This window comes from Paenibacillus harenae DSM 16969 (assembly GCF_000422465.1).
GTDB lineage: Bacteria > Bacillota > Bacilli > Paenibacillales > Paenibacillaceae > Pristimantibacillus > Pristimantibacillus harenae.
In genome coordinates this window covers 745,656-759,919 of the sequence record NZ_KE383843.1, presented here as the reverse complement: position 1 = coordinate 759,919, position 14,264 = coordinate 745,656, and the positions used below count along the sequence as shown (strand labels likewise).

Sequence of the window (14,264 nt, the reverse complement as noted above, 5' to 3'; positions counted from 1 at the left end):
TATAGGCGCCAGGATAAGTAATATCCAGTACATTCTAATAATTTACATATATTTCTAACCATAAAGCGACTAACGGAGTAAGATGTTAGCGTTTTATGGTTTTTTGCTATAAAAGCGTTTCATGATGCAGGAAGATGAGGGAATTCGTTGAAGTTAAAGAAGGAAGCTGTTGATTCACGATGAGGTGGGAAATCATTATATGCTAGGTTATAACGAGGCTCAATTGAAGGAAAGTGAAGAGAGGTACCAATACCTTGTAGATGTACTGCCGGATGCCGTTATTGTATGTATCGATGAGCAGATCGTTTTCGCTAATATTTCGGCGCTCAAGCTGCTTGCTGTCAATAAGCTGGAGCAGATTATCGGCCACGCTATCCACCGTTTTATCCATCCGACTTATGCGGAAGAGCTGCCATTCCAAATTCGCTACCTGCTTCAGGAGGACGGAACATCCCATTTTGTGCAGAAAAAGCTGGTTCGCCTGGACCATGGCATCGTTGACGTGGAATTGAGAGCGGTATCAGTCAAATATGACGGAAAACAAGCGATTCAGCTTATTATAAGCGACATCTCGGACCGGAAACGGATGGAAGCTTCGCTGGATGAAAAAGACTATTTGTATAAAAGCTTAATGGAGAGCGTTGTGGCGGGCGTCTTCGTCGGGCAAGACGATAATGTCGTATATGCCAATCCGTATCTCGCTGAAATGTACGGCTATACGGTAGACGAGATGCTTGGCTTGTCGCCTTATGATTTAATAGAAGAGGAAGATGTCGAATGCATAAAGAAGAGAGTGATTGACGGTTTAGTCAGCGGCCAGAAGCAATTTCCGATTAAATGCCGGGGCAAAAAAAAGGACGGAAGCACGATTTTTATGGAAGGCAACAGCTCGATCATTATGTTTGACGGGCGCATGTCCCTCCTTGGCACCCTCCAGGACGTCACCTTTAAATATGAACAGGACAGGATGCTGCGCGACAGCGCCAAGCTTTATCAGAAAATGATCAAGTTCGTGCCGGAGCCGATTATCGTCAGCGATCAAGGCGTTATTGTCTACGCGAATAAACTGGCGATGCAAATGGTTGGAGCCTGCACGGAAGAGCAGGTCGTCGGCAAAAGCATATTCGATTTCATTCACCACAGCCAACATACGCTGACGATTCAGGCGATGGTCCAGGTTATGCTGTCGGATGATCCGACTCCGTTCCTGGAGCGGGATATCGTCTGTCTGGATGGACAGACCCTTAATGTAGAGATATCAAGTATCCGGATAAATAATTACATGGGCAAAGATGTCATGCTTAGCGTCGTTCGCGACCTGACGGAGCGTAAGCGGTCTGAGGAGATACTCGTCCGCTCGGAGAAGCTTTCCGCGATCGGGCAGCTTGCCGCCGGCGTAGCCCATGAAATCCGCAATCCGCTGACTGCGCTGAAAGGCTTTACTCAGCTGCTTAGCGGCAAGTATCCGGAGCAACCGCATTATTTTGAAATCATGAGCAATGAGATCGACCGGATTTCGATGATTGTAAATGAATTCATGACATTAGCGAAACCGCATTTCTCGCAATTTAGCACCGCCCGGCTTGAGCCGATCCTGCAGAGCGTAATCGCGATACTGGAGACGCAGGCCATACTGTTGAATGTTGAAATCGAGGTTAAGCTTGAACAGTCCTTGCCGAACATTTATTGCAATGAGAATCAATTGAAGCAGGTGTTCTTGAATGTGATCAAAAATGCGCTTGAAGCGATGCCGGACGGCGGTCAGGTTGAAATCAGCGCGGGCATGCAGAACAGCGGAGAAGTGGAGATCCGGATAAAGGATGGCGGTCCGGGCATTCCGGAAGAGCTGATCAAAAAAATCGGGGAGCCGTTCGTCACAACGAAGGAGAAAGGAACCGGGCTCGGCCTTATGATCAGCGCGCGCATTATTGAAGCGCACCAGGGTACGCTTCAAATCAGCAGCGCCGCCGATGAAGGCACGGTCGTCACGATCATGCTGCCGGTTCAAGATCCGGCGCAGCCGGTATCCTTATGATGACGCGTAGGCTGTCTCGACGGTGGATTAACTCTGATTGGAGACTAGAGGGAGGGAGAATTGCGCAGCCGATGCTGCTTGCGGTACTGCTCGGGGGTAAGCTTCGTTTGAAGCTTAAAGGCACGGCTGAAGTGGGAAGGATGCTTAAAGCCGACCTCATAACCGATTTCAGTGATCGGCTTGTCGCCGTCGATCAGCTCGATTTTGGCTTGGTATATTCTCCGCTGCATCAGAAACTGGAAGATGGTCGAGCCTGTGACCTCCTTGAACGTTTTCGCCAAATAATATTTGCTGAGATGCAGCTCGTTCTGCATGCTTTCCAGCGTAAGGTCCTCCTTGTAGCGCTTGTCCAGATAGGTAATGACCGATTGCACATGCCGTTCCTTGGAGGTGGGAAAGGATGTCTTGGCTTTAAGCGGCTGCTCGCACAGCTGGTTAATCAGAATTAAAAAATCGAGAAGATGCGCCTGAACGCGCTGCTTCGAGAAGGAATCCTGCTGCTCATAGAGCCGCTCGAGCTTCTCCAGCGAAGCTTCCGCCTCGGCTTTGTCGGCGCCGCGCAGCTGCAGCCTTACATTTTGCAGCTTCTGGAAGGGAAGGAGTAAATCGTCCGCAAACGGCGGCTGTATGAATTCCTTGAAGTAATAAGGATCAAAATGAATCGTCGTGCGATGGTAGGGAAAGTTCGGATCGACGTAAGCCTTATGAAGCGTCGTTCCGTGCATAAGCAGCATGTCGCCCGGCTCAAGCACATGGATGCGGTCGTTAATCAGGTAATTGACCTTGCCGCTATGAAAATAATAAATCTCATAATGAAAGTGGGAATGATAGGGGATATGTCCGCTAAAATTAGAGGTGGTTCCAATCGTGTAAGGCGCATGGATGATATGTTGCGTACTCATAGCACAGTCCCCCTCTTAAATACCCTTATTATACACCAACCACAGTTAAATAAAAGCGCAAACAGGATAATGCGAATGAAGTCCTGCAGAGGCTGCGGTGATACTATAAAGACATGTTAGCGTTTCAATTCTTCAGGGTCAAACATTCCATTAAAGGAGCGGGTATTCGGATGCAGGTTGTTCGTTTGGGCATTATCGGTCTAGGTAACATGGGCAAGGGACATATAAATTATTTGGCAAAAGGCGAGGTAAGCGGCGTCGTTATATCGGCGGTCAGCGACAGCGTGCCCGAGAGCTTAAAGTGGGCCGAGGAGAAGCTGGGAGACGCTGTAAGCCGCTATGCGAGCCCTTATGAAATGATGGATTCCGGCAAAATTGACGCCGTTCTAATCGCTACTCCGCATTTCTCGCATCCGGAGCTGGCAATCGCCGCCTTCGAACGCGGTCTTCATGTCTTGTGCGAGAAGCCGGCCGGCGTGTATACGAAGCAGGTTCGCCAAATGAACGAAGCGGGAAGCAAAGCGAATGTAAAATTCAGCATGATGTACAACCAACGGACGAATCCGCTGTACGTGAAGCTGAAGGAGCTGATTGATGCCGGCGAGCTTGGCGAGGTGAGACGGACGAATTGGATTATTACGAATTGGTACCGTTCTCAAAGCTATTACGACTCGGGAACCTGGCGCGCAACCTGGGCCGGCGAAGGCGGCGGCGTGCTGCTGAATCAGGACCCTCATCAGCTTGATCTGTGGCAGTGGACAATCAGCATGATGCCGAAGCGGGTACGCGCATTTTGTTATTTCGGCAAGCATCGCGATATTGAAGTCGAGGATGACGTAACCGCTTTCGTCGAATACGAGAACGGGGCAACGGGCGTATTCGTGACGACGACAGGAGAAGCGCCGGGGACGAACCGTCTGGAAATTAGCGGAGACCGCGGCAAAATCGTGATTGAAAACAATACCTTAACTTTCTGGCGTCTGCGCGTGTCCGAGAAGGAGTTCAATCAACAGTTCAAAGGCGGCTTCGGCGGGCCGGAATGCTGGAAATGCGAAATTCCGGTCGGAGGCCCGTATCCGGACCATAAAGGCATTACGCAAAACTTCGTTAATGCGATTCTGCATGATGAGCCGCTTATCGCGCCGGGCGAGGAGGGCATTAAAGGGCTGATGCTCTCAAACGCCATGCTGCTGTCCACCTGGACGGATAACTGGGTCGACCTGCCGATTGACGAAGACCTGTTCTACAGCTATTTGCAGGAGAAGATCGAAAACTCCACTTATCAGAAGGAGGCACAGCCACAATGAGTAAAGCGGATGGAATGAGATACGCACCCAAAGGGAAACCGAATCGGGTCGTGGAGGACGGACAATTCGTATTTGCGGCCGTCCGGTTAGATCACGGGCATATTTACGGCATGTGCAACGGGCTCGTGGAAGCGGGCGCTACGTTAAAGTGGGTATACGATCCGGATCCGGCGAAGGTCGAAGCATTCCTGCGGACTTATCCGCAGGCACAGGCGGCGGAGTCCGAGGAGCAGGTGTTCGCGGATGCGGATATTCAGCTGGTTGCTTCTGCGGCCGTTACCTCGGAGCGCGGTCCGCTAGGCGTACGGGCCATGCGCAGCGGTAAGCATTATTTTACGGATAAGGCGCCGTTTACGACGCTGGAGCAGCTGGAGGATGCACGAATCGCCAATGCGGAGACCGGGAAAAAATATGCGGTCTATTACAGCGAGCGTCTTCATGTGGAAAGCGCGGTCTATGCCGGACAGCTTATCGAACAGGGCGCAATCGGGCGGGTTGTTCAGGTTCTCGGCTTAGGCCCGCACCGGTTAAATGCTCCTTCGCGGCCGGAATGGTTTTTTGAGAAAGAAAAATACGGCGGTATTCTATGCGATATCGGCTCGCATCAAGTCGAGCAGTTTCTATTCTTCACAGACAACAGCAATGCGAGCGTCGTGAACAGCAAGGTAGCCAACTACGCAAACAAGGATTATCCGGAGCTTGAGGATTTTGGCGATATGACATTTGTCGGGGAGAATGGGGCAACCGGTTACTTCCGCGTCGATTGGCTCACGCCGAGCGGCTTAGGCACATGGGGAGACGGCCGTACGCTCATTCTTGGCACGGAAGGTTATATCGAGCTTCGCAAATATATCGATATCGCTCGTGACCGGGACGGCGACCAGCTCTATCTGGTGAACGCCGACGGCGAGCAGCATATCAAGGCGCGCGGCATGGTCGGATTCCCTTATTTCGGCCAGCTTATTCTCGATTGCCTGAACGGAACCGAGAACGCGATGACGCAGGAGCATGCCTTCAAAGCAGCCGAGCTTTCGCTTCTGGCGCAGAAGCATGCGGTGAAAGTCGAGTAGGTCTAAATAAAAGCAAGAAGCTATCCGATCCGCCGGTCAATTCGACCGTGAAACCGAACTACCGAGAGAAATACGGAACGGGTTAATAAGCGGCAAGCACAAAGGCCACCCTGAACGGGGTGGCCTTTGCCATGCGGTCGTTACGCTCTTTTTTTCAAAAAAACGCTTCTATTCCAGAGTCGTACCGGACCGGTGCCGAATCGTGCTTGCTTGCCGGAAACGGGCGTATGAATGATGAAGGCGAGCAGCAGCGCGGAAACGGGCAGCTTGGCAGGAGGATAGACAACGTAGACGTCCTCCCATTCGGGCAGGAATTTGTTCTTGTAATCGTACAGCCCTTTGAAGTTGTACAGCTTGTTCCCGTACTTGTAGAGCAGCCTGACGATGAACGAATCGCCTGCGTTCGCGAAGGGAGCCATGCCGAGGCTGCATACATCGTAGCCGTTCTCCTGCGCCCACTTGAACAGCGACAGAAACAGAACGTCCATTGTGCCGTGCGGACATGCTTTCGTGTAGCGCATGAGATCTACGGTTATTCGACGGGAAGCGGCGCCGGTAACTTTATCGGGCGAAGCGGCGAAGTTTCCGTGGTCGCCCGCGATGGACGCGAAAGCTTCGCAGTCCCCATCCGGACCGGTCAGAATAGCCACCGGATACCGGCTGATATATTCCGGCGAGAAGGCCCCCACGGAGAAGCTTTTCTCGTTCCGGTTACGAAGCCATTCATCCGATATCGATTGAAGACGATTAAGGAACGGCTCCGCAAACGGCGGGTGAAGAACCTCGAAGGCGTATCCGCTCCGTTTGAATTTGTTCAAGCGGTTCCGAAGCTTTAGCCATTGCTTGCCGTTCGTATGGAAGCTGGATAAGTTGATTAAGGCCTCTTCTCCGATCTTGATGCCCTGCAGCCCCAAGTCATGATAGAGCGGTAGATTGGAAGCTTTGGTCTGATAGAAGACAGGAACCCGCTTATGAGCGCGGCAGTCTGCGACAAACTGCTCTATGACACGAATCATTGCCCGAGGGCTGCCGATCGGATCGCCGAGCACGATCCTTCTTGTGCCAACAGACCGATATGCGATTAGAGCCTCTCGCTCCGAATCCCAGAACCATTCCTTGTCGCCGAGATAGTATAGGTGAGTGTGTGAATTGTAGCCGCAGCGCGCAAGCAAGCGGCGCAACCGTTCTTCGCAAGCCGTTTCAATCAAAAAAGGAACCTCCATGTCGGTAAGATCTGGGTTGACGGGATCTTGCATCGTAAAACGAGCGCATGCCGCATAGGACGGCATGGGACCGCGCCGGGACGCTCCTGACGGCTCATGCGCGGCGCAAGACGTTAACACTATTCTAGTAGAAAGAAGCCCTCTAAGCCAGTAGAATTTTGGAAGCTTACTAGAAAGAAATAGGGCGGCCTTCCGGCAGGCACTTCCTCCGTAAATGCTTCGGCACGATCAGCAAGCTTGACGATCGCAAAGGGAGCTGTTATAGTGGTTAAAACGTAATGATTACTATTAATTGAATCCATCGTTTTCTTTTTTTGGAGGTTAATCGTAATGATTACTAATGTCGATCGAAAATTTAACCGAGGTGACCTTATTATGGCTGAAAAGAAAATACCGGTAACCGTTCTGAGCGGATATTTGGGCGCAGGCAAAACGACAATCATGAATCATATCTTGCACAATCGCGGCGGGCTTAAGGTGGCAGTCATCGTTAATGACTTGAGCGAGCTTAATATCGACGCGGGTTTAATCCAGGAGAGCGGCGGCTTGTCGCGGACCGACGAGAAGCTGGTGGAAATGTCGAACGGCTGCATCTGCTGCACGCTGCGGGAGGACTTGCTGCGGGAAGTGGAGAAGCTGGCGAAGGAAAACCGCTTCGATTACATATTGATCGAATCGACCGGCGTCGGGGAGCCGGTTCCCGTCGCGCAAACCTTTACCTATATCGATGAGGAGCAGGGGATCGATTTGTCGCAGTTCTGCAAATTGGACTGCATGGTTACGGTCGTGGACGCTTACAGCTTCTGGCATCATTACTCATCCGGCGAGACGCTGCTGGATCGCAGTCAGGCTGTCGGCGAAGATGACACCAGAGAGGTCGTCGATCTGTTGATTGATCAGATCGAGTTCTGCGATGTGCTCATCTTGAACAAATGCGATCTGGTGGCGGAGGAGGATTTGGCCGAGCTGGAGGGCGTGCTTCGGGCGCTGCAGCCGCGTGCCAAATTGATTCGAACCTCCAACGGACAGGTGGATCCGAAGGAAATTTTGAACACGTCGTTGTTCGATTTCGAACAGGCCAGCCAATCGGCTGGCTGGATCAGAGAGATGGAGGCGCCGGCGCATACGCCTGAGACAGAGGAGTACGGCATATCCTCCTTCGTCTATGAACGCCCAAGACCGCTGCATCCGCAGCGTTTGATGGCATGGATGCAGGAATGGCCGGAGGAGATCGTCCGCGCGAAGGGAATTGCTTGGCTGGCCACGCGTAATCATTTTGCCCAAAGCATAAGCCAAGCGGGGCCATCCATTCAGTTCGGTCCGGCGGGACTATGGGCTGCTGCGCTGCCGCAAGAGGAACGGGAGACGCTTCTTCGGGAGGAGCCCGAGCTTGCAGGTTCATGGGATGAGACATACGGCGACCGCATGAACAAGATCGTGTTCATCGGCATAGAAATGGATCGGAAGAAGCTGATGAAATCGCTTGACGACTGCTTGCTCACGGACGAGGAGATGGCGCTGGATTGGACGGAATTTCCCGATCCTTTCCCTAATGCGGCCAGCGAGCAACTGGAGCAGATGGCACATTAGGCGGCAGCGGCAGGCTAGCGGGGAATGCAGAGGAATCGCGGGAGGTGAACAGAGGTGAGGGTAATCGTAACGCTTGCATGCACGGAGTCGGGCGACCGGAACTATACGACGACCAAGAATAAAAGAACGACGCCGGAGCGGCTGGAGATGAAAAAATATTGTCCGCGATTGAAGCGGGTAACGGTTCATAGAGAAACGAGGTAAAACCAAAGCCTTCCCGCTCTCCATCGTCTTCGTACAGGAGGGGCGGAGGGCTTTTTTAAAATAATTTGAACAATCTTGGATAATGAATTGACAGCTTTCCTTTTCATTGATAACATATGTGCGTAAACACGTGTTCACAGGAAGAAGGGCTTTGGTTGAGCAAGGAGATTAACAGTACGGAAATTGCGCGGCTTGCCGGTGTGTCCAGAAGCACGGTCAGCCGCGTTATTAACCATTATTCCAACGTCCCGGAGAAGACGAAGGAAAAGGTAATGAAGGTGATAGAGCAATACAATTATTACCCTAACCTGTCTGCTCAAGTATTGGCGGGTAAACGCACGCGAACAATCGGTTTGTTCATGATCGACGCCGGCCGCGTGTCGGGGGACATGATCTCGAGCCTGCTGCTGGCGCGAATCATTGAAAGCGCTTCTTCGCACGGCTATTACGTACTTACCCACATCGTCCGCGATCCGAAGGATCAGGAAGAAGTCCGAATGATCAAGGAAAGCTTCTACCAGCGCAGAATCGACGGCGGGGTCTTTATCGGGGCGGCCAATCATGAGCCGATCATAGAAGAGTTGATTGCAGAGGGCTTCATGACGGCGATCGTGGATCAGCATCTGCCCGGCCGCACCGAACCGAACCGCATGGTGTTCAATTTCGATAACGAGACCGGCGTAGGGCAGGCGATCGATTATTTGGCTGGGCTAGGACATACCCGAATCGGCATGATTAACGGGGATATGCAAAGATACTCCGGCCCTTCCAAATGGAATGGATTCAAGGCCGCGATGGCCAGGCACGGGCTTCCGGTCGTCCCGCAATGGACGCTGCCGGGGGATTTCAACGAAGCGAGCGGCTTCAAAGCGATGAAGGAACTGCTGGAGTCAGGCGCCGAGCTTCCGACAGCGATCTTCGCGGCGAACGACAGCGTAGCGTTCGGGGTGATCCGCGCCCTGCAGCAAACCGGCCTTCGCGTGCCGGATGATCTATCGGTCGTCGGCTTCGATGACCATGCGCTAAGCGCGCATTTCAATCCCGGGTTGACGACGATCCGCGTCGACTTCGCATGCATGATGGATAAATTGACGCGCGCCTTAATCTCGAGCATCGAGAACGGCGCAGAACCGTTCGGTACGGTGGAGGTAAGCACGGAGCTTATCGTGCGGGCATCCTGCAGGAGGATTGAGACCCAATAGAAGCACAGCATCGCAGCAAGCTGCGTGCGAGGTCCCTTTTTTTTTTTGGCAATAAATAAACGCGTGTTTAGCTACATCATTACCATCGGCTCTCGAGAGGGGGAATGCGGATGTAAAGGATAGCCGAACATACCTCGATCGATGTTTAGATTTGATTTTCAACCAAATAACGTCTAAGGGGATAGCATTCATGGACAAAAATATACTCGGAACACGCACGATAACGCAAATTGGACTTCTGGTGAACGATATTGAAGCAACCTCGCAGGCGTATGCCGAATTTTTTGGCGTGGAGAAACCGAAATGGTTCTGGACGGATACGGTGGACGTGGCGGAAACGGAATACAAAGGAGAGTCCTCGGCTGCCCGGGCCAAGCTCGCTTTCCTCGATATGGGCTCGCTTCAGCTTGAGCTGATCGAGCCGGATGAGCATCCAAGCACGTGGAGAGAGCATCTGGACCAGCATGGGGAGGGTCCGCATCATATTGCCTTCGTAGTTGACGGAATGAAGGAAAAAATCGCTTTGATGGAGAAGAGCGGCATGCCGCTTGTGCAAAAGGGAGAGTATACCGGCGGTCGTTACGCCTATATGGATACGTTCAAGCAGCTGAAAGTTATGCTGGAGCTGCTTGAAAACGATAAATAATCGAAGGTTAATGAAATCGGCTTAGGAAGTACGTTAAATCGCCAGACAGATAGGAGGAATAGAAACATGCGTATATTAATTACAGGCGCGAATCGCGGACTGGGGCAGGCGCTTGCCGCCGAAGCATGCTCGCGCGGCCATCAAGTACTTGCGGGCGTGCGGAGCCCTGGCTCGTCAGCAGAAGGACTGCAGCGGCTTACGAATGAGTTCCCGGGGCAAGTTACGATCCTGCCGCTGGACGTTGCGGACGAGAACTCCGTACGCTATGCCTGCGAGCAAGTATCCGGCCGAATAAGCAGCCTTGATGCCGTTATTAACAGTGCGGCGATATTGCTGGGACGCGACCAGAAGCTGGAGCAGCTTGATTTTGAGCAGGTTGAGCAATCGTTTCAGACGAATCTGTTCGGTCCGATGACCGTGCTTAAATACTTCTTGCCTCTCCTTCGCAGCGGGGAACGCCAGGCCGTCATTAATATCAGCTCGGAAGCGGGAAGCTTCGCCGGCGCTTATGGCGGCGATTATTCCTATGCGCTGTCGAAAGCCGCATTGAATATGTTCTCTGCCCAGCTTCGCCGCGAGCTTGCGCCGCAAGGCATTCTTGTGCATGCGCTGCATCCCGGCTGGATCCGTACGGATATGGGCGGCAATCAGGCGCCTGGCGATGCGGACGCTTCGGCTAGAGGCATATTGGACATTATCGAACGGAAAACAGAAGCGAAGAATCAGGCCTTATTCATCGATCATAACGGAAATCCGATGAGCATGTAAGACGAAAAACGCCCGGGAGTGAGGACATACATGAAGAAGATTGTCGCTTTATTAGGGGATTATTATCATCAAGAGGAGCATGCCCGCGCTGCGCTCTTGAAGGCATTGGCAGAAGAGCTGGCAGAGGAACAAATCAACCTGCTGTTCGTCAAGGAGCCTGCTGCCCTGATGGAGGAGCTGGCTAACGGGACGGATGCCGTTATCTTGTTTGCGGATAATCGTCGGACCGATCCGGTGAAGCAGCCTGACCTGTGCTGGCTGACAACCGAATGCTCGGAGCGGATCGTCCGGTATGTCGAGGGAGGCGGAGGCTGGCTGGCATGGCATTCCGGTCTGGCCTCCTATCCGGCGGACAGCGGTTATGTCGGCATGCTGCGCGGTTATTTCTTATCGCATCCGGCGCAAAATCCGGTTCGTTATACACCGGTTGGGAATCGGGAAGCATCCGAATTCGAGCTGCTGTTGGATGAGCATTATTTCGTCCATTGCGACGAGGACAATACGGAGGTGTATCTTCGTTCCACCTCCGTAGACGGCCAATCGGTCGCGGGCTGGCGCCATCCGTTCGGAGCCGGAAGAGTTAGCTGCTTAACGCCCGCGCATCGACCCGAGGGCTTGCTGGACGATCATTTCATTTATTGGCTGAATCGGGAAATTAACTGGATGATTGGATCTGACGTTTAAGCGGCAGAAGGGCCTGCAGAATGTAAACGTTCTGCAGGCCCTTTATGCGGTTTCGATTACTTGTCGCGAGGATGTTCTTTTTCTTTTTTGTCTTGGTCCTTTTTTTCATGAGGCTGTTTGTTATCGTTGATATTATTTTTGACGATCTTGTCGCTTTTAACGTTACCTTTGCTTCTTTCCGCCTTTTCCGGCTTCGCCTTTAGAAGGGAGCCCGTTGCGGCTTCTTGCTCCTTTTCTGTCTTATTCGAAGGGATTTCTTGATCAGTTCCCGATACCACTGTATCAGAGTTCGCTTCGGTGGAAGCATCCGTCGACCCGACTTGCTTAGCGGTTGCTTTTTCTTCGAGCTTAGCCAGCTTTTTCTCCAAATGGCCGAATGATTTGATTATATTTTTCAAAAGGGATTGCTGAGCCTGCGGATTTTTTTTCTTTTCCAGCGCGGCAGTCAGAGCCAGAATATTATGCTGGAGATCCGTTTTTACCAACACAACCTCTTCCAGTTTGCCGTCCTTATCCGACTCAACCGGCTCGGATGCCGTTAGCTCTACGGCTAGCTGCTGATTTTCCAAAGACTTCTGGAGAACCCGCTCGGACTTCTCGTTTTCGCCATTTAAGAACAGTGCGTTTGCTTCGGATAGCCGCTCCTGTGCGAATTGGCTATGTAATTTGGCTTCCTGCAGATCGTCATTCGCGATGAACAGCCGTATATTCTCATATGCCGTCTTGATAAAGTAGAAGAAATCCCCCGGTAGCAAGCTTGGCGCAGCCGTCTCATTCTCCGAAGCATCGGTTTTCACGGTTACCGAGATCTCTGCCGCTGCATCCGTATCTGTTGACGCAAATGAGCTGCCCGTACCCATACTAAAGACAAGCATGCTCAGTACCATGCCTTTTGTTAGTAACTTAACGCCTTTTTGTTCTTGACTCATTGTTATACCGCCCTCGTATTGTGTTTCGCTGCAGCGTTACTAGTACAATACGAGACAGACTCTTGTTTTCAGGGGGTTGCGAAGAGGATCCGCAAGCAGCGGAACCCGGAAACGAAGATACGGGGGACAATAATCGTTGAACTTAGCGGTGGGAAAAAAAGGGATGGATACGAATCTGCCGAATATCTTGCTTAATAGGTTAAGGAGGTCAGACATGAAGCTGAGACAGATGGCGGCGGCATTTATAATTGGCAATGGCAAATATTTGATGATGAAGAAAACGAACAGCAAGCTGGCCGATTTTGAATTTTGGTCTGCGCTTGGCGGTCATATGGAGCCTGATGAGATCGGAGACCCCAGAGGAGCCTGTTTACGGGAAATATTCGAAGAAAGCGGGTTGCTTGAAACGGATCTGCATGAACTTTCGCTCAGGTATGTTTTGTTAAGACAGAAGGAAGATGAAATCCGAATTCAATATTACTTTTTCGGCGGCACGGACAGGTCGGATGTAATCTCCTCCGATGAAGGCGAGTTGTTCTGGGTAGAGGAAAATCATTTGAATAAGCTTAAGATGTCGGCTATTGTTCGAGAAATGATGTCGCATTACAGAGAACATAAATGGGCGGAGAATGTATTCGTCGGGACGATTACCAAGGACGGAGCGGGCATCCCTCAAATGCAGTGGTCCGTTATGAAAGATCCGATCGTATTTTAACCAAATAACCGGATGAGAGCGGAGGAGTACCATGAATAAAAAATCATGGATAACGGCATTATTCCTGATTGTGGCATTTCTTTCATTAACCGGCTGCGTTCCAGGCGACGAGACAAATACGACCGATGAGCCTGCAGGCTTCTTCTGGGGAATATGGCTTGGCTGGATCGCGCCGATTTCCTTAATTATTGGCCTGTTCAACGACGACATCAGATTGTACGAAAAATATAATATCGGCTGGTGGTATGACGCGGGGTTTTACATCGCGGTCATTAGCGGTTTTGGCGGCATTTCGCTGACCCGGCGCAAAAAACAAAAAGTAACGACCGAACACCGTAGTGATTGATCAATCACAAATTTTCGAGAAACAGTTGCAAGTCACGGAATTATGTTATACAATGAATTCAAGTTAGTGATTGGCCAATCAATAATATCGAAACCTTGAAATGGAGAGCTTTTATTATGGCAAAAGGAAACACAGTATCCGCTAACCGCCGCACCGACATTGTATCCGCCGCCATAGATGTTTTTGCGGAAATCGGATATTACAGGGCCACTACGGCGCAGGTTGCCGAACGTGCAGCCATCTCGCAGCCTTACGTCTACCGTTTCTTCACGAAGGAGTCGCTATTGGCGGAATCGCTGGGGGTATCGTGGCAGCGTATCCTGAAGGCGTTCCACCGCGTAATCGACGATACGACATCGCCGGAGCGGCTGGAACTTAACTTGATCCGCGCATATGAAGAGATTATGCACGCGCACCGCAACGAGATTCTTCTGCAAATGCAGGCACAGACCATCCGGGAAGAGCCGATCCGGCTGGCCATGCAGCAGGGAATGAGTCAGGTGAAGCAGATGGTGCTTGAGGCGTTTCAGCAGGCGGGAATGACGGATGCCGAGCAGAAAACTTCGGATTTTTTGGCAAGAGGCCTGCTTTGCAACGTGTCGATGGCAATGGATTTGCCGGATTTAATGGTTAAGAGATAGAA

General features: G+C 51.6%; 15 protein-coding genes. 12 read left to right on the top strand and 3 right to left on the bottom strand.

Translation table 11 applies throughout. From position 1 onward, the window contains the following. Positions 1-199: 199 nt before the first annotated feature. Positions 200-2,035, top strand: a complete 1,836-nt coding sequence (locus H581_RS36655) for a PAS domain-containing protein (RefSeq protein WP_156889668.1) — start codon at positions 200-202, stop codon at positions 2,033-2,035. 44 nt (positions 2,036-2,079) lie between these two features. Here the strand turns inward: H581_RS36655 and H581_RS35110 are convergent, their stop codons facing one another. Beyond that, on the bottom strand, positions 2,080-2,937 hold the full coding sequence (locus H581_RS35110) for a helix-turn-helix transcriptional regulator (RefSeq protein WP_051251243.1): 858 nt from the start codon (positions 2,935-2,937) through the stop codon (positions 2,080-2,082). A gap of 170 nt (positions 2,938-3,107) precedes the next feature. Here H581_RS35110 and H581_RS0122925 point away from each other — a divergent pair, with 170 nt between their 5' ends. Next, a complete protein-coding gene (locus H581_RS0122925) occupies positions 3,108-4,244 on the top strand; it encodes a Gfo/Idh/MocA family protein (protein ID WP_028612048.1) in 1,137 nt (378 codons plus the stop codon). Further along, the gene (locus H581_RS0122920) at positions 4,241-5,314 is read left to right on the top strand and encodes a Gfo/Idh/MocA family protein (protein ID WP_028612047.1); all 1,074 of its coding nucleotides are present in this window, start codon (positions 4,241-4,243) and stop codon (positions 5,312-5,314) included. The genes H581_RS0122925 and H581_RS0122920 overlap by 4 nt, the downstream gene beginning before the upstream one ends. 140 nt (positions 5,315-5,454) lie before the next feature. Here the strand turns inward: H581_RS0122920 and H581_RS35105 are convergent, their stop codons facing one another. After that, positions 5,455-6,522, bottom strand: a complete 1,068-nt coding sequence (locus H581_RS35105) for a phosphatidylglycerol lysyltransferase domain-containing protein (RefSeq protein ID WP_169507540.1) — start codon at positions 6,520-6,522, stop codon at positions 5,455-5,457. A gap of 390 nt (positions 6,523-6,912) precedes the next feature. Here H581_RS35105 and H581_RS0122910 point away from each other — a divergent pair, with 390 nt between their 5' ends. The 6 genes from H581_RS0122910 to H581_RS0122885 all read left to right on the top strand — a co-directional run bounded on the left by H581_RS0122910 (position 6,913) and on the right by H581_RS0122885 (position 11,631). Then, the gene (locus tag H581_RS0122910; protein WP_028612046.1) at positions 6,913-8,127 is read left to right on the top strand and encodes a GTP-binding protein; all 1,215 of its coding nucleotides are present in this window, start codon (positions 6,913-6,915) and stop codon (positions 8,125-8,127) included. A 54-nt stretch (positions 8,128-8,181) separates the two neighbouring features. After that, on the top strand, positions 8,182-8,331 hold the full coding sequence (gene rpmG / locus H581_RS0122905) for a 50S ribosomal protein L33 (protein ID WP_028612045.1): 150 nt from the start codon (positions 8,182-8,184) through the stop codon (positions 8,329-8,331). Between the two features lie 155 nt (positions 8,332-8,486). Next, a complete protein-coding gene (locus tag H581_RS0122900) occupies positions 8,487-9,533 on the top strand; it encodes a LacI family DNA-binding transcriptional regulator (protein ID WP_245600117.1) in 1,047 nt (348 codons plus the stop codon). Positions 9,534-9,723: 190 nt separating this feature from the next. Continuing rightward, entirely contained in the window at positions 9,724-10,179 is a 456-nt protein-coding gene (locus tag H581_RS0122895) for a VOC family protein (protein ID WP_028612043.1), read from the top strand. Positions 10,180-10,245: 66 nt separating this feature from the next. After that, on the top strand, positions 10,246-10,947 hold the full coding sequence (locus H581_RS0122890; RefSeq protein WP_028612042.1) for an SDR family oxidoreductase: 702 nt from the start codon (positions 10,246-10,248) through the stop codon (positions 10,945-10,947). Between the two features lie 30 nt (positions 10,948-10,977). Continuing rightward, positions 10,978-11,631 carry a ThuA domain-containing protein gene (locus H581_RS0122885; protein WP_028612041.1) on the top strand — a complete coding sequence of 218 codons (654 nt, stop codon included), beginning with the start codon at positions 10,978-10,980 and terminating at the stop codon, positions 11,629-11,631. 56 nt (positions 11,632-11,687) lie between these two features. Here the strand turns inward: H581_RS0122885 and H581_RS0122880 are convergent, their stop codons facing one another. Further along, entirely contained in the window at positions 11,688-12,560 is an 873-nt protein-coding gene (locus H581_RS0122880; RefSeq protein ID WP_028612040.1) for a DUF5667 domain-containing protein, read from the bottom strand. Positions 12,561-12,774: 214 nt separating this feature from the next. On the opposite strand from H581_RS0122880, the gene H581_RS0122875 reads away from it, so the two are divergent. From H581_RS0122875 to H581_RS0122865, 3 genes are all read left to right on the top strand, one after another. Further along, positions 12,775-13,275 (top strand): NUDIX domain-containing protein, encoded by a 501-nt coding sequence (locus tag H581_RS0122875; protein WP_036719613.1) that lies wholly within the window; start codon positions 12,775-12,777, stop codon positions 13,273-13,275. A 31-nt stretch (positions 13,276-13,306) separates the two neighbouring features. Next, the gene (locus tag H581_RS0122870; protein WP_028612038.1) at positions 13,307-13,621 is read left to right on the top strand and encodes a hypothetical protein; all 315 of its coding nucleotides are present in this window, start codon (positions 13,307-13,309) and stop codon (positions 13,619-13,621) included. 116 nt (positions 13,622-13,737) lie between these two features. Continuing rightward, positions 13,738-14,262: a TetR/AcrR family transcriptional regulator gene (locus tag H581_RS0122865; RefSeq protein WP_028612037.1), complete on the top strand. Its 525-nt coding sequence runs from the start codon at positions 13,738-13,740 to the stop codon at positions 14,260-14,262. Positions 14,263-14,264: the final 2 nt, after the last annotated feature.

Coding starts and splice junctions, on each gene's coding strand:
- H581_RS0122925 (WP_028612048.1), top strand. CDS start 3,108: ATGCAGGTTGTTCGTTTGGGCATTATCGGTCTAGGTAACATGGGCAAG.
- H581_RS0122885 (WP_028612041.1), top strand. CDS start 10,978: ATGAAGAAGATTGTCGCTTTATTAGGGGATTATTATCATCAAGAGGAG.
- H581_RS36655 (WP_156889668.1), top strand. CDS start 200: ATGCTAGGTTATAACGAGGCTCAATTGAAGGAAAGTGAAGAGAGGTAC.
- H581_RS0122875 (WP_036719613.1), top strand. CDS start 12,775: ATGAAGCTGAGACAGATGGCGGCGGCATTTATAATTGGCAATGGCAAA.
- H581_RS0122870 (WP_028612038.1), top strand. CDS start 13,307: ATGAATAAAAAATCATGGATAACGGCATTATTCCTGATTGTGGCATTT.
- H581_RS0122895 (WP_028612043.1), top strand. CDS start 9,724: ATGGACAAAAATATACTCGGAACACGCACGATAACGCAAATTGGACTT.
- H581_RS0122880 (WP_028612040.1), bottom strand. CDS start 12,560: ATGAGTCAAGAACAAAAAGGCGTTAAGTTACTAACAAAAGGCATGGTA.
- H581_RS0122910 (WP_028612046.1), top strand. CDS start 6,913: ATGGCTGAAAAGAAAATACCGGTAACCGTTCTGAGCGGATATTTGGGC.
- H581_RS35110 (WP_051251243.1), bottom strand. CDS start 2,937: ATGAGTACGCAACATATCATCCATGCGCCTTACACGATTGGAACCACC.
- H581_RS0122920 (WP_028612047.1), top strand. CDS start 4,241: ATGAGTAAAGCGGATGGAATGAGATACGCACCCAAAGGGAAACCGAAT.
- H581_RS0122865 (WP_028612037.1), top strand. CDS start 13,738: ATGGCAAAAGGAAACACAGTATCCGCTAACCGCCGCACCGACATTGTA.
- H581_RS0122890 (WP_028612042.1), top strand. CDS start 10,246: ATGCGTATATTAATTACAGGCGCGAATCGCGGACTGGGGCAGGCGCTT.